General features: G+C 38.7%; 11 protein-coding genes and 1 tRNA gene. 9 read left to right on the forward strand and 3 right to left on the reverse strand.

Annotation, left to right across the window (positions count from 1 at the left end):
* Positions 1-91 precede the first annotated feature (91 nt).
* Positions 92-1,204 (forward strand): family 10 glycosylhydrolase, encoded by a 1,113-nt coding sequence (locus AC4MRQ_RS15570; RefSeq protein WP_491198618.1) that lies wholly within the window; start codon positions 92-94, stop codon positions 1,202-1,204.
* A gap of 302 nt (positions 1,205-1,506) precedes the next feature.
* On the opposite strand, the gene AC4MRQ_RS15575 is transcribed toward AC4MRQ_RS15570, so the two are convergent.
* Complete coding sequence (locus AC4MRQ_RS15575; RefSeq protein ID WP_491198619.1) at positions 1,507-2,229, reverse strand: hypothetical protein; 723 nt, start codon at positions 2,227-2,229, stop codon at positions 1,507-1,509.
* 909 nt (positions 2,230-3,138) lie between these two features.
* Between AC4MRQ_RS15575 and AC4MRQ_RS15580 the strand changes: the two genes are divergently transcribed.
* The 3 genes from AC4MRQ_RS15580 (at position 3,139) to AC4MRQ_RS15590 (ending at position 5,517) form a co-directional block, all read left to right on the forward strand.
* A complete protein-coding gene (locus tag AC4MRQ_RS15580; protein WP_491198620.1) occupies positions 3,139-3,588 on the forward strand; it encodes a hypothetical protein in 450 nt (149 codons plus the stop codon).
* The gene (locus AC4MRQ_RS15585) at positions 3,581-4,018 is read left to right on the forward strand and encodes a hypothetical protein (RefSeq protein ID WP_491198621.1); all 438 of its coding nucleotides are present in this window, start codon (positions 3,581-3,583) and stop codon (positions 4,016-4,018) included. The genes AC4MRQ_RS15580 and AC4MRQ_RS15585 overlap by 8 nt, the downstream gene beginning before the upstream one ends.
* A 527-nt stretch (positions 4,019-4,545) precedes the next feature.
* Positions 4,546-5,517 carry a S8 family peptidase gene (locus AC4MRQ_RS15590; RefSeq protein ID WP_491198622.1) on the forward strand — a complete coding sequence of 324 codons (972 nt, stop codon included), beginning with the start codon at positions 4,546-4,548 and terminating at the stop codon, positions 5,515-5,517.
* A gap of 50 nt (positions 5,518-5,567) precedes the next feature.
* On the opposite strand, the gene AC4MRQ_RS15595 is transcribed toward AC4MRQ_RS15590, so the two are convergent.
* Positions 5,568-5,641, reverse strand: a tRNA-Arg gene (locus AC4MRQ_RS15595).
* A gap of 258 nt (positions 5,642-5,899) precedes the next feature.
* The gene (locus AC4MRQ_RS15600; RefSeq protein ID WP_491198623.1) at positions 5,900-7,942 is read right to left on the reverse strand and encodes a M13 family metallopeptidase; all 2,043 of its coding nucleotides are present in this window, start codon (positions 7,940-7,942) and stop codon (positions 5,900-5,902) included.
* A gap of 388 nt (positions 7,943-8,330) precedes the next feature.
* Here AC4MRQ_RS15600 and AC4MRQ_RS15605 point away from each other — a divergent pair, with 388 nt between their 5' ends.
* The 5 genes from AC4MRQ_RS15605 to AC4MRQ_RS15625 all read left to right on the forward strand — a co-directional run.
* The gene (locus AC4MRQ_RS15605) at positions 8,331-9,647 is read left to right on the forward strand and encodes a dihydrolipoamide acetyltransferase family protein (RefSeq protein WP_491198624.1); all 1,317 of its coding nucleotides are present in this window, start codon (positions 8,331-8,333) and stop codon (positions 9,645-9,647) included.
* 77 nt (positions 9,648-9,724) lie between these two features.
* A complete protein-coding gene (locus AC4MRQ_RS15610) occupies positions 9,725-11,770 on the forward strand; it encodes an alpha-ketoacid dehydrogenase subunit alpha/beta (protein WP_491198625.1) in 2,046 nt (681 codons plus the stop codon).
* Between the two features lie 12 nt (positions 11,771-11,782).
* On the forward strand, positions 11,783-12,286 hold the full coding sequence (locus tag AC4MRQ_RS15615) for a flavodoxin (protein WP_491198626.1): 504 nt from the start codon (positions 11,783-11,785) through the stop codon (positions 12,284-12,286).
* A 1,207-nt stretch (positions 12,287-13,493) separates the two neighbouring features.
* Positions 13,494-13,937: a helix-turn-helix domain-containing protein gene (locus tag AC4MRQ_RS15620; RefSeq protein WP_491198627.1), complete on the forward strand. Its 444-nt coding sequence runs from the start codon at positions 13,494-13,496 to the stop codon at positions 13,935-13,937.
* 192 nt (positions 13,938-14,129) lie between these two features.
* Positions 14,130-14,427: ferredoxin reductase domain-containing protein (locus tag AC4MRQ_RS15625; protein ID WP_491198628.1), on the forward strand; the 298-nt coding region annotated here is incomplete at its 3' end.

Consider the following 14,427-nt stretch of genomic DNA (forward strand, 5'->3'; position numbering starts at 1 on the left):
AAAGAATTTTTGCAGTAGTATGAGGAATTAATTCACTAAAATAAACCGAAGGATAAAACTTAAACAGTTTCTAATAAATCACTTTTATATTATGGTACGTGTTTTAACATTGATAATGGCTTTGGCACTTCTTGCACCCACATGGGCCAAAGAGCCGAAGAAAAGCAAATTCTCTAAAGTTTACAGCGAAAAAAAGTTTTATTTCTCTGGTTGGGGAGCACCAAAGGGGAGTGAAGCCGAACAGTTGGCAACCCTGAAAAAATGGGCTGATGCAGGTGTTACTGACTTGCTGCCCGGAGCTGGAAATGAGCGACTGGAAGAGCTGATTCGTTTAGGCTCTGAGTATAATATACGGATACATGCCTGGCACTGGATGATGAATGTAGGTGGTAATAAAGAATGCCGCGAGCACCTGGAATGGTATTCTGTGAATGCTCTTGGCCAAAACTGTCGCGATTTTAATCCTTACGTTGGTTATTACAACTTCCTGAGTCCTTTCTCAGAAGGAGCAAGGGAGTACATCAAAAAAGGTGTTAGGGAAAAAGCAAAAATTGAAGGATTGGCATCTGTTCATTTCGATTACATCCGCTATGTCGATGTTGTTTTAGGAAACAACCTGCAAAAGAAATATCCATATAAAGGAGGTAAATTAAAGCAAGATCGTCTGTTGCCCGATTATGATTTTGGTTATCACCCTAATGCTCGTAAACAATACAAAGAGATTTTCGGCATAGATCCGATGGATATGGAAGATAAGGTGGAAAATGCAGCGTGGCAGCAGTTTCGTATGAATGCCATCACTTCATTGGTTGAAGAGTGTATTGACATTTGCCATGAGGAAGGAACAGCAGCATCGGCAGCTGTATTCCCGTTCCCTCAACTGGCTCGTGAATATGTGCGTCAGGACTGGGGACGCTGGAACCTGGATTATTTCTTTCCGATGGTATATAAAGAAGACCACGATGGTAATGTAGGTTGGGTTGGATTTTCAACCAACGAAGGCGTTAAAGAAATGAAAGATGGTCAACACCTGTTTACAGGTATCCTGGTTGGACATTATGGCGAAAACTATGATGAGTTTGAACAAGCTATCATTGCTGCCTACGAAAATGGAGCTCGTGGTGTCACTTTCTTTCAGATTGGTTCACTAAACGAAAAGCACTGGGCCATTGTTAAAAAACTAAACGAGCGGTATAATAACTAAGCGTATTACGCAATTGCTATAAAATACCAAAGGGGCTGTCCGAAAAGCAAAGTGGACAGCCCCTTTCTTGTGATCTCTACGAATCCTTTTGATGATATCAAGCGCAGAATGCCAAAGCAAAAGAACAATCTATGGTAATAGTCTGGAGACCCTTATGAAATGGGTGATTTTATAGAGTGTGTAAAGTATTTTTATCATAGCTACTCATGTGGTAACACATTGATTAATGTATATTTCTAAAAAAGCCCCGGTCTATATTTAAACCGAGGCACTCTTTATCACTAAACTATAAATATGGAAAACTAATTCATACTGATTTCTTCTTCGTCGATGGGCTCACCCTTTAAATAGCGGAATGTGAATCCGTAATTTTGCATGATCCGGCGTCGGCTCGCACCTTCTTTCTTACGCAGGTTAAAACTCAGGTAATCATAGATATCACGAATCAGTTCATCCACTTCACTGCGCAAATCAGCAATGTCTTCTTGTGCCTTGTCATAAGCTTCATCGGCCAGGGGTACATCGTTCACCTCTTTCCAGGCCTTGTCCAATACCGTTTGTAGTTCGGCAGCCGTTGGGTTCAGCATGGCCGGATAGCCTTGCTCCACTGCGGTTGCTTCGCCATCAATCACTCGCTGGGTAATTTCCAGCATATCTTTTTCTCTTGAAAGCTTAGGGGTGAGGCCATTTAATGGCAGCTGATAGTGGGTTAGCACCTGTGGCGGGTGATCCAAACGCATGGTTCGGCGGCGTAATACTTCCCAGAAATCACGAAGCCAGGTGTTTAAATCATCCAAAGCTTCCTGTTTTTGATCTATTTCAATTGATCGCTGACTGAGTATACTGTTGATCTTACCTAACTTTTCGGAGAAGATCGGGGTGATGGTTTTACCCTTGTCCAGCAATTCATCTGGAAACAGCGAGGGATTAGCATTAACTTCTTCGTCATTAGTTGCGGCACTGATGCACTTTTTAAGAAACTGCAAACGTGCATTGTCATTTGTAGGGAGTTTGATTTTTGCCATTCTGTAATGGTTTAAATTGTTAATATGTTATTAAAAGTAATAATAGATTTTGTCAAAGCAAATATTTAACTAATTTATTTTGATATTTATATTATTCCATACTGGTCAGTATATGTGGTCTTTCCTTTGTGTATAAGGGATCAGAGGTATTTTTATGATGTGTAATAAATTCAATTGAACTACATATGATAAAGAACAATAATATTACCTACTGTCTATTGGCATAAAGGCTTAACCAACAGTATACAACAGCAATTAAATCCTGTAAAAGACCTCCATTGGTCGCGACACGATCGACATTAGCTGCAGTACAAGTTACTTTGTCAGTTCCTGACGGCCTACTGCTGCACTACAAGTGCTTCTGACTTTTCACGACCAACTCCCGCTACAGTACAACTAGTTCGGGTACGGACAAACACCCACCTGCAGCAGCCTGTGGCCTTCGGGCCAGGCATCACCTACCTGTACAGCTGTCAGACTTGATCTGACACAGCACAAACCACTTGTACAGCCGCAGGCATCGATGCAGAACGGCCCGAAGGACCTGTAGCGTAGCCAGAATCCATCATGAAAAGTAATAATACAGTTCTACTGTAGCAGCTCATCATCGGGTTGGGTCACAAGGTGACCTGTTGTAGCAGGAAGGTATTGTGACTGGGGAAAAAGGTGCTAAATACAATTACATACAAAACCTTAAAAAAAGATAGATCTATCATCTACTAATTTAGCTATTGATACAATTGAGTTTATAAAAAGCGTGGAATTTGAAGAGTATCACGCAATAATGTTGTAATAGCAAAGAAGATTTGTGAATTAAAGGATATGTTATACTTTTAACCTTAAAATTCTTTGAGGCAGTCTTGTATTGTTGTAAAGGGATTTATTTTAATACATATATAATAATTAACTATGCCCGAACCTATTACGCATATTAAGAAGAATCTTAAAGGTGAAGAAACTGCTTTTGGAATAAACGAACTTGATACTAGTGAAGTATTATCAAAGGCTTCAATCAAACTGCCTGTTGAACACCATATATTGAGACCTGATGAATGGTTAATACTAAGAAACGTTGATTGGTTATACAGTTTAATAACTGTGATTTTAGGAGCTTGGATTATAGGATTTATAAATGTACTTGTTAAACTATTAATAGAGCACAATAGTACTGAAAAAATTAAAAAACTAGATATTTCAGAGTTTGTTGTTACTATTTGTTTATTGGCCCTTTGGGCAGTTGGTTTACTTATTTACAAGACAAGGTTTAATCAACGATTTAAAATAACAAAGGTAGATAGGCAAGCATTAGTTGATGATATTGATGATAAACTTAAATTGAAATTTAGAAGTAATGGATAATATAAATATACCCTCAAACTATATACCCTTTAATAAGGTTAATCTATGTAGTAATAACCTTGAAAATGTTAGATACTTTTTTGGGATAAACGATAATCCACCATTGTTAATAGGTCAAGGGGATGATAAACCCATTTGTTGGATTAATGTTCTTAATAATGGGATATGGAACGAAGCAGTAACAGCAAATAGGTCAAATTATTTACCACTTCAAGTGTTTGCACATGACAATAAATTGTTTGTTCAATTAGCAAATACAGTCATACTTGATTCGTATGTTGATGAAGAAGGTGCTTTAATTATTACGAAACTAGACTTAAAGCCTCTAGGATTTAACATTGAAGGAGATCAGACTCAATTGAATGTTGGAGGAAATGCTCTAAGTTTTAATTCAATCAATGGTGGAAAATTCTTTGTTGGATTGGGATGATAGTCATTTGAAAATGACTAATATTTAACACTATTATTGACACCCTAAAAATACAAAAGCCTGTAAGAATTAATTCTTACAGGCTTTAATGTGATCTTGAAGGGACTCGAACCCATAACCTCCTGGGCCGTAACTAGGTGCTCTATCAACTAAATAGGATCAACCGATCAGCCTTCAAGTATATTAGATCGCACTCGAACTATAATTTTTTTAGGTCTTTGCTTAATAAGTACCATTCCAAATCCATTTGGGTAATTTCCATTTTATGTACTTGACAGCGACACCAATCTGTAATAATTTTGCTAGCGATCTTATATGGGCAACTAGTTGCTGGCGAAAATACTTTCTTTCAATGCTTGTCCATACTATCTGCTACTAATCGGTGATATATAATGGTTCCTGACATCTGTTTCTATTACAGAAGGTCCGATTATTCTCTGTATTTCATGATAATGGAGTAGACGTGAGGTTTACAATTGTCCTGAAGTACTTGATGATCATACAACAATCAACTTAAAAGTAGCATTATGGAAACGCGAACAATTAAAAGGTCGAAAGTAGAAGTAAAACCCGATTATGTGATGCCCAAAATAAAGGTTGGCAGAACGCTTAAAAATGTGGATGAGTTAGGGGAATTGGCCAAACAGATTCCTGAACGAATTAACTGGGCCGGAGCCATACTTGGTATTCCTGATGTATGGCGTTTAACCATGGGAGAAGGAATAAGAATAGCTGTTCTTGATACGGGAGTAGATCGGGATCATCCTGATTTAAAGACTGCAATTAGAGATACCCATGATTTTACTGGTGATGGTATTGAAGATGAAAACGGTCATGGAACACATTGTGCCGGCATCATTGGTGCCCGTTTAAATGGCGTAGGTTTTGTAGGCGTTGCACCAAAGTCAGAATTACTGATAGGTAAGGTATTAGCCAACAATGGCAGCGGTTCCTACTCGTGGATAACCGACGGAATTTATTGGGCTACAGAAAATGGAGCACATATTATCTCTTTATCCCTGGGAGGCGAATTCTCTAATCATGAATTGTATAAGGCTATACAATATGCTTTATACCATGGTGTTTGCGTTATTTGTGCAGCGGGGAACGATGGTTCATTGTTCCGAAACAGCATTGGCTATCCTGGCCGTTATGGTGGAGTTATCACCGTTGCATCCCATGATATTAATGGATTGCCTTCCGGTTTTAGCTCCAGGGGTGGAGAAATAGATTTTATGGGCCCCGGTAGTAACATTTGGTCAACATACAAAAAAGGTAGATATGCCGAATTAAGCGGCACATCAATGGCAACTCCATTTATTGCAGGCTTAGCTGCCTTGATCAAATCAAAACATAATCAGGCTCACCACAATGAAACACCTCTTGACAACAACGAAGATTTAAGAAATCATTTGCTTCGAATGGCAACGCATCCCGGCTATCATGACAACCAAACAGGTTATGGGCCTCTACAGCCTTTCTATTTTTTTGAGAGTTAATGCGTATTTAATACTAAAAAAGCACTTAATCAATTGATTAAGTGCTTTTGTGATCTTGAAGGGACTCGAACCCCTAACCTCCTGGGCCGTAACCAGGTGCTCTATCCAATTAAGCTACAAGACCATTATTTGCTTTGTTTGTGAACCATTGTTCTCAAATGCGGTGCAAAGAAAGAGTATTTTGATCTAATACGCAAATAAAAAAGTTTAAAAAAGCAGAGAAAATTCAATACTGACAAGGGTTTGGAAAGGAGAGAGGTGTAAGGGTTTGATTATAAACTCTAACTGCAGTCATATCAATAATACCAAATAAAATGGGCAGATAAAAAAGATCGCACCTTAATTAAAAGATACGATCTTTACTTTTCTTCTAAATATGCTTTTACCAGATAGTAGCCCTGTTCTCAGGAGAAATAAACAAAGCAGCTGTATTGTCTAAATTAAATGCTTCGTAAAACTCCTGTATATTCGGTAGTGGTCCGTTTACACGGTTAATACCTAAGGAGTGAACATCTGTCTTTGTACGTCGTAATATTTCTTTATCACGTATGTTTTGTGCCCAAACACGTGAGTAACCCAAAAAGAAACGCTGCTCATCAGTAAATCCATCGATATCGGCAATTTTTGTTTTGTCTTTTATCGCATTCTGATAAGCCTGGTATGAAATAGCCAATCCACCAAGGTCGGCAATGTTTTCACCCAACGACAACTCACCATCAGCAAAAGTGCCAGGCAATACTTCAATCTGGTTAAATTGATCCACTAATATTTTAGTTCGTTTATTAAAACGTTCAGAATCATCCTCTGTCCACCAAGTCTCAAGATTACCATCTTTTCCATATAAACGCCCCTGATCGTCAAATCCATGTGTCATTTCGTGACCAATCACCACACCGATAGCGCCATAGTTCACTGCGTCATCGCCATCCAGGTAAAAGAAAGGAGGCTGCAGAATGGCAGCAGGGAATACTATTTCGTTACCAACAGGGCTGTAATAAGCATTTACGGTTTGCGGGAACATGTGCCACTCTTCTTTATCAACCGGCTTGCCTACTTTTGCCATGTCATGTGCAAAATCAAAACGGTTACTGGCCAATATATTATTCAGGTATGAGTCAGCTGTGATTTCAAGGGTCGAATAATCGCGCCATTTGCTTGGGTAACCAATCTTCACACGGATAGCTGCCAGCTTTTCGTGGGCGGCTTTCTTGGTTTCATCACTCATCCACTCCAACTGGTCAATGCGTTGTCCGAATGCAATGCGTAGATTCTCAACCAGGTTATCCATGCGTTGTTTGGCAGCAGGAGGGAAGAACTCAGCAACAAATAGCTGACCAACCGCTTCGCCTAAGGCATCACTTGTACGGTCCAGCACTCGCTTCCATCTTGGTTCCATCGCTTTTTTTCCTGAAAGAGCCTCACCATAAAATGCAAAATTGGCATTCACAAAGTCCTCACTAAGATATGTAGCTGTATTTCTTAATACCACCGATGAAAGGAAATTCTTCCATGTTTCAAGTTCTTCGTCTCCGTACATTTCGGCAACAGTCTTAATAAACTGAGGCTGATTGACATTTATTTCACCTGGCGAAGGCATGTCGATACCCGCTAAGTATTGGTTCCATGGAAACTGCGGTGCCAATTCATTTAAACCTTCAACATCCATTTTATTATAAGTAGCGTGAGGATCCCGGTTTTGAAGTCGCGTATTCGATGCTTTAGCCAGCTTGGTTTCAAAAGCCATCACATCATTTGCTCTTATTTCAGCATCATCTTCAGCCTGTCCGCTTAAAGCAAACAACTTGGTAAGATATAAAGTATAAGCTTCGCGCAGTTTCACAGATGTTTCATCTTCTGTCAGGTAGTAATCTCGATCTGGCATTCCCAAACCTGCCTGGTAAATACCGGCAATGTTCATTTCACTATTTTTCTGATCAGCTGATGCATAGAAGTAAAACAAAGGCGTAAATTGTTGTTTCTGTAACTCGCTGATAAAGTCAACAACCCCTTCCTTAGAATCAATGCTATTAACCTGATTCAATAAAGGTAAGATGGGCTGATAGCCAGCTTGATTGATAAGGTCAATGTTCATTCCTGAATTGTAAAAGTCACCAATTTTTTGAGACAGGCTTCCTTCTGCACCCTTTTCTGCAGCTGCCTTTTCAATAATCACTTTTACTTTTTCTTTACTTTCTTCGGCTAACAAATCGAAACTGCCAAAGCGGCTTTTATCATCGGGGAGTGGGTGCTGCTTCATCCAGCCACCATTGGCATACTGGTAAAAGTTCTCACCCGGATTGGCTGTCAAATCCATATCTTCAGCCGAGAAGACAGGCTTAATAAGTTCCTTTTTAGCTGTTTGTGTTTGGCAGGCACCCATAGTCAGGCCGACAGCGCATACCAACATCAGATACTTTTTTTGCATAAATTGAGTTGTTTTCTGTTGAATTGTATACTTCAAAATATTCGCCCAAATAAAGCAAAAAGTCTATAATTCACCAAGTTCCTAAACATGATAGATATCCTCATTTCTATCCTAATGACAACAATCATGCATGTGGCTAAAACACTCTTATTCTGATGAGTAATGAAGTTGTTTATGATCTGTTCTATAAAATTAACAGACTTTCAGGAATAAAAGATAAACAAATCCGAATAATCCTTGTTAGTGAAGGTGTATTTTGTAATGTCGAGATTGCAATTTAGCATCAAAACATTTCGATAAAAAAGTTTGTTTTAATCACAGTATTTAGATTTGGTATAAATAATACCAAAATATGAACCGCAATAGAAAGAATAATAAATAGAAGCATATGTCAACATTTGAAATTTTAATGCCGAAAATGGGCGAGAGTGTCGAAGAGGCAACTATTACTAAATGGTTTGTTTCTGAAGGAGATACCGTTCAGGAAGACGATGTTTTGTTAGAAATAGCAACAGACAAAGTAGATTCTGAGATTCCTTCACCCGTGGCCGGTACTGTAAAAGAAATAAAATACGAGGTGGATGATGTAGTAGCAGTGGGATTACCTGTTGCTGTCATTCTTCTTGAAGGTGCAGAAGATACTGAAGAGCCAAATCAAGCAGCTTCTTCTACAGAAGAGTCGGCTCCGGAAACAACCCCAATAGCAACAACAGTAGCTGCATCTGATGTTCAATCAATTAATGCAGATTCGGATCGGTTTTATTCTCCACTTGTTCGAAATATGGCCAAAACAGAAGGCATTTCTGCAGATGAACTGGAAAAGATTCCTGGAAGCGGTAAAGATGGCCGTGTTACTAAAAACGATATGCAGAACTACATTGCCAACAGAGGGCAACAAGCACCTCAGCCTACAACTGTAGCGCCTGCAAAATCAGCCGTTCAAACGTCACCAACTCAAGCACCAAAAGAGCATAAAGTTCATGTTTCAGTATCTGCTCAGGACGAGATTGTTGAAATGGGACGTATGCGTAAACTGATTGCCGAGCATATGGTTATGTCCAAGCAAGTATCTCCGCATGTTACCAGTGTGGTTGAAGCTGATGTTACCAATATGGTTTTGTGGCGCACAAAAATGAAGGATGCCTTCCAGAAGAAATATGGTGAGAAAATTACCTACATGCCAATTATTACTGAAGCAGTTGCTAAAGCTTTACGTGATTTTCCGGGAGTCAATGCATCTGTGGATGGTGATAATATTATTCTTCGTAAAGATGTTAATGTGGGAATGGCCGTTTCATTACCATCAGGGGATTTAATTGTACCTGTAATTAAGCATGCTGACCAAAAGAACCTGGTTGGATTAACGGGAGATGTTAACCGTTTAGCAAATGATGCCAGGGCTAATAAGCTATCTCCTGATGATATTCAGGGAGGTACATTTACAATTACAAACTTTGGCTCATTCAAAAATGTCATTGGAACACCAATTATCAATCAGCCGCAGGTAGCTATTCTGGCAACGGGCTCCATTGAGAAGAAACCTGCTGTTATTGAAACACCTACAGGTGATGTGATTGGTATTCGCCATAAAATGTTCCTATCCTTATCATACGATCACCGTATTGTTGATGGTGCATTGGGTGGCAGCTTCCTGCGTCGTATTGGCGATTACCTGGAAGCCTTTGATATTGACCGAGAGATTTAATAATTGATACAACCCGAAGTAACGGGAGTTGATTAATGACTGCTGTTACTCTCACTTCACACAAAAAAATAATTCATATGAGTGATATTCCTAAGATACATTCCATCAAAAAAACAGAAAAGGAGACCTTGTTAAAATGGTACCGAATTCTGTTTTTGGGACGTACACTTGACGAAAAAGCGCCCAACTACCTGAAGCAGGCCATTGGTTGGTCGTATCATGCTCCGGCTGCTGGTCATGATGGTATTCAACTGGCTATCGGACAAGTTTTTGATCGTTCGAAAGATCATCTATTCCCGTATTACCGTGACCTTGTGACCAATGTTTCAGCGGGTTTAACAGCTGAGGAGATTATTTACAATGGTATTTCTAAAGATGCTGATGTAGCGGGTGGTGGCCGCCATATGTCTAACCATTTTGCCAAGCCGGAGTGGAACATTCACAATGTGTCATCATGTACAGGTAACCATACTTTACATGCAGTTGGTTTAGCCCGTGCTCTTAAAACATACGAAGCTAAAGGTGTTGCTTATAGCTCACAAGGAGAATCTTCTGTTTCAGAAGGATATGTCTATGAAGCTATAAACGGTGCTTCCAAAGAACAATTACCGGTTGTCTTTATTTTTCAGGACAATGGTTATGGAATTTCGGTACCCAAGCAAGACCAGACTGCCAATCGTAAAGTAGCTAAGAACTTTGAGAGTCTGAAAAACCTGCGGGTGATCTATTGTAATGGTAAGGATGTGTTTGATTCGATGAATGCCATGCTCGAAGCAAGCAAATGGTCCGAAGAAAACCAAATGCCTGTTATTGTACAAGCCAACTGTGTGCGTATTCATTCGCACAGTAACTCTGACCGCCATGATTTATATCGTGATGATAATGAGCTGGCTTATGTGAAGGAGTATGATCCATTGGCAAAGTACCGTCGTTTATTATTGCGCTATAACCGGGCAACTGAAGAAGATCTGAAAGCCATCGAAGAAGACGTGGCAGCGGAGGTGAAAATTGCTCATCGTAAAGGTATGGCTGCTCCACATCCAACTCCTGAGTCAATCCATGACTTTGTGATTCCTGAGCCTTATGTATCAACAAAATACCCGGAAGGGCTTCACAATTCAGATGGTGAACCAAAGAAGTTGATTCAGGGTTTAAATGAAACTCTGAAAGCGGAGTTTCGTCACAATCCGGATACCTACATCTGGGGGCAGGATATTGCCAATAAGGATAAGGGAGGTATCTTCAACGTATCCAAAGGCATGCAGCAGGAGTTTGGTAAAAAACGTGTGTTTAATGCTCCAATTGCCGAGGACTTCATAATGGGAACGGCAAATGGTATGGTACGCTACAACAAGGATATTCGCGTAGTGGTTGAAGGAGCAGAGTTTGCTGACTATTTCTGGCCGGCCATGGAGCAGTTTGTGGAAACCACTCATGAATACTGGCGGACTAAGGGTCAGTTTTCTCCAAATATCACAGTACGATTAGCTTCCGGTGGATATATCGGCGGAGGTTTATACCACTCACAAACGATTGAAGGAGCTCTGGCAACTTTCCCTGGAGTTCGTATCGTTTATCCATCTTACGCCGATGATGCAGCAGGTTTGTTAAGAACCAGTATGCGTTCAGAAGGAATGACTGTATTCCTGGAACCGAAAGCGCTGTATAATGCTCCTAAAGCTGCCAGTCCGGTTCCTGAAGATTTCGAAGTACCTTTTGGAAAGGCGCGTACCCGTCGTAATGGTCAGGATTTAACCATATTAACCTATGGTAATACCACGCATATGTGTGTGGAAGTTGCTGATCAACTTGCGAAAGAAGGATTAGGTGAGATTGAAGTGATTGATTTACGTTCAATTGTTCCTTTAGATACCGAAGCTATTATCGAATCGATCAAGAAAACATCAAAGGCCCTGGTAGTTCATGAGGATAAGGTGTTTGGCGGATTTGGTGGTGAAATCGCTGCTCAGATTACAGATGAAGCTTTTGAGCATCTGGATGCTCCTGTAAAAAGGGTTGGATCTACCTTTACACCAGTTGGTTTTAACCGTACGCTTGAAGCAGCTGTATTGCCAAATAATCAACGCATAATGGATGCAGCCAAAGAACTATTAGCTTACTAAAGAATTTGTATTATGAAGAAAACAGGTATAATCTATAGTTTCCGATCGGTTAAAACAGCCCAACAGGTAAAGAAAATTGCAAAACTTCTGGATGCAGATACAGAAACCGTTGATGTGGATATTGCGACCGGTGAAGACTTTATGAAGTTTACTAATTATATTCTGGCGGTTCCAACCTGGTTTGATGGCGAGCTGCCAAATTATTGGGATGAATTTTTGCCTTCCATTGAAGATGAAAATTTTAAAGGAAAGAACTTCGCAATTTTTGGTGGCGGAGATCAAAAGGGATATCCGGAGAATTTTGTGGATGGCATTGGCCTGATGGCTGATTTTTTAGAGGAAAGAGGTGGTAAAATTGTCGGCCTGACATCCATTGAAGGCTATGACTTTGAAAGTAGTGCTGCACAAAGGGGTGACCAGTTTGCCGGATTAGCGCTGGATATTGAAAACCAAGCAGCCTTAAGCCCCGAACGTATCGAAAAATGGGTTGAGGCATTAAAAAGTGAATTTGAATAGATATTTTATTGCTCAATTTTTAAGGGGTGATCGTTATGGTCATCCCTTTTTTTATCTATTATAAAACAAGATTCGCTTTCATTAACATCGTTAGAAAATCTTCTGTTCTAAATCAACCATAAGATCTTAATCCCTGGCCTCAATAACGCATTATTTAATTTAGGACCAAGAAACGGAAAATTGAAGGATTGAAGGGATCAGTCTTAACTGAACAATAATTAAAAGCTTTAGAATTGTTTCTTTAAGCTTTTAATATCTTGTCATAAAGAATTATTAAAAGTTGAATTTCCTGATTTTACATTCATCATCGAAGGAAGTTCAATTTCTTTCATTCATTTAGAAATTGAAGCCTTGTTTACCGATTTACATCCGTAAACTGATAGAGGGGGAGTGAGAATAATTTGTTATTTACATCTGTAATTGCATTTTATAAACCAGTTTGTACACTTTTGTAATTTTAATATCTCTGGATATATCAAATTAATAATTAAAGATGTAATCAATTTTGAAAGCTGCTGTCTGGATATGCATGAACGTAACCACACCTTAAATAATATTTTATAACTCTATATATCAGCTATATATATGATTCAAGTAGAGTAATACATAAACACTGTCTCAAATCCTGTGTATATTTATGCATTTTCACAATTATGCATCGCCTGTAAATGGGTTATTGTTTTAATAACCAGTATTTTATAGAAATTACCTATATCTATAGTTTTACATTTTACAAATCACTAATTACCTGCTATTTACAAAGACTGTATAATTGAGACCAATGGGATAAAGGGAGCTAAATCATTGTCGTATCACATATATAGTGACGCTGCATTTAGTTCATTAATTGATGGTTAATATAATTACTTTAAGTATCATATCACTGGGGATTACAGTGAAAATAGTTTGTGTACAAGATAACCGAAGATCTTAAGGTATTTATAGAGGTTTATGTATTTCTTGTTTGCAAACATTTGTAAGTTAATTTTGCTTTAGTTACATTTGTCACCGATAAGTAGTTATACAAATGTGTACTTTTATTAATTGTGCTCTCGTTACATTTGTATAATACATGTTTGTCACATTATTTACAATTATCAACCTATGAAACGACCATGCACATTTGATTATCCAGCTTGACACAGCAAAGGATGATTAAATTTATTTGGGAGTTCCATGTGACAATTGAAAAGCAAATTATATACACATGAAAGAACGTATTGAAGCCATTATACAACATGAGCAATTAACGCCATCCCAGTTTGCTGATAAAATAGGTGTTCAGCGTTCTGGCGTATCTCACATATTATCAGGACGAAATAAACCCAGTGTAGATTTTCTGAATAAACTATTAACTCAATTTCCTCACATTAGTGGTGACTGGTTAATTACGGGACAAGGACAAATGCTAATAGGAGGTAAAATTGGTACTAATAAAAGTGAACAGTTAAGTCTTGGTATTAAGCCCAAAACAGGCTTTAAAATGCCTCCAAAAGAGCTGAAAGAGGAAAAAACAACTCAATATCAAACAAAAGAACAACCTAAACCACCTCAGATTCCTCAAATTGCATCCGATGAGTCTAAACAGATAGAGCGAATTATCATTTTTTATAAGGATAAGAGCTTTGTCGAATATCGTCCTGAGAGTTGAATGTTGCTTAAAAAAGGTATGTATATCTGATTGGTAAAGAGCTACCAGCTCAACCAAGGTGAACTCTCGATAACAAAGCCAATATATCTTCTATAAAACTCACTTTTTTTGGTATCTTTGTCCAATTTTAAGGTATTTACAAATGTAAATCACTTAAGACTGATGCACAATAATTAATTGTTATTAAGATACATGAAGAAGTACATCGACGATTTTAAGGTCATTCATAATGAACGCTTAAACAACGAGTATGTCGTACTGACCCTTAAACATCCTGGACAATTACCTGCAATGCTACCGGGACAATTTGTAGAAGTCAGGGTTGATAATGGCCCTAATACTTTCCTTAGACGACCAATTTCAATTCACGATGTTGATATGGAGACCAATACCATGAAACTTTTGATTCAGGAAATTGGTGAAGGAACCCGCCTGATGGGACGATTAAAAGCAGGTGACATTTGTAACATGGTTTATCCCTTAGGTAATT

Source organism: Carboxylicivirga sp., assembly GCF_982718395.1.

Excerpts from the sequence above, each read along its gene's own strand:
- AC4MRQ_RS15570 (WP_491198618.1), top strand. The coding sequence starts at position 92 with ATGGTACGTGTTTTAACATTGATAATGGCTTTGGCACTTCTTGCACCC.
- AC4MRQ_RS15575 (WP_491198619.1), bottom strand. The coding sequence starts at position 2,229 with ATGGCAAAAATCAAACTCCCTACAAATGACAATGCACGTTTGCAGTTT.
- AC4MRQ_RS15580 (WP_491198620.1), top strand. The coding sequence starts at position 3,139 with ATGCCCGAACCTATTACGCATATTAAGAAGAATCTTAAAGGTGAAGAA.
- AC4MRQ_RS15585 (WP_491198621.1), top strand. The coding sequence starts at position 3,581 with ATGGATAATATAAATATACCCTCAAACTATATACCCTTTAATAAGGTT.
- AC4MRQ_RS15590 (WP_491198622.1), top strand. The coding sequence starts at position 4,546 with ATGGAAACGCGAACAATTAAAAGGTCGAAAGTAGAAGTAAAACCCGAT.
- AC4MRQ_RS15600 (WP_491198623.1), bottom strand. The coding sequence starts at position 7,942 with ATGCAAAAAAAGTATCTGATGTTGGTATGCGCTGTCGGCCTGACTATG.
- AC4MRQ_RS15605 (WP_491198624.1), top strand. The coding sequence starts at position 8,331 with ATGTCAACATTTGAAATTTTAATGCCGAAAATGGGCGAGAGTGTCGAA.
- AC4MRQ_RS15610 (WP_491198625.1), top strand. The coding sequence starts at position 9,725 with ATGAGTGATATTCCTAAGATACATTCCATCAAAAAAACAGAAAAGGAG.
- AC4MRQ_RS15615 (WP_491198626.1), top strand. The coding sequence starts at position 11,783 with ATGAAGAAAACAGGTATAATCTATAGTTTCCGATCGGTTAAAACAGCC.
- AC4MRQ_RS15620 (WP_491198627.1), top strand. The coding sequence starts at position 13,494 with ATGAAAGAACGTATTGAAGCCATTATACAACATGAGCAATTAACGCCA.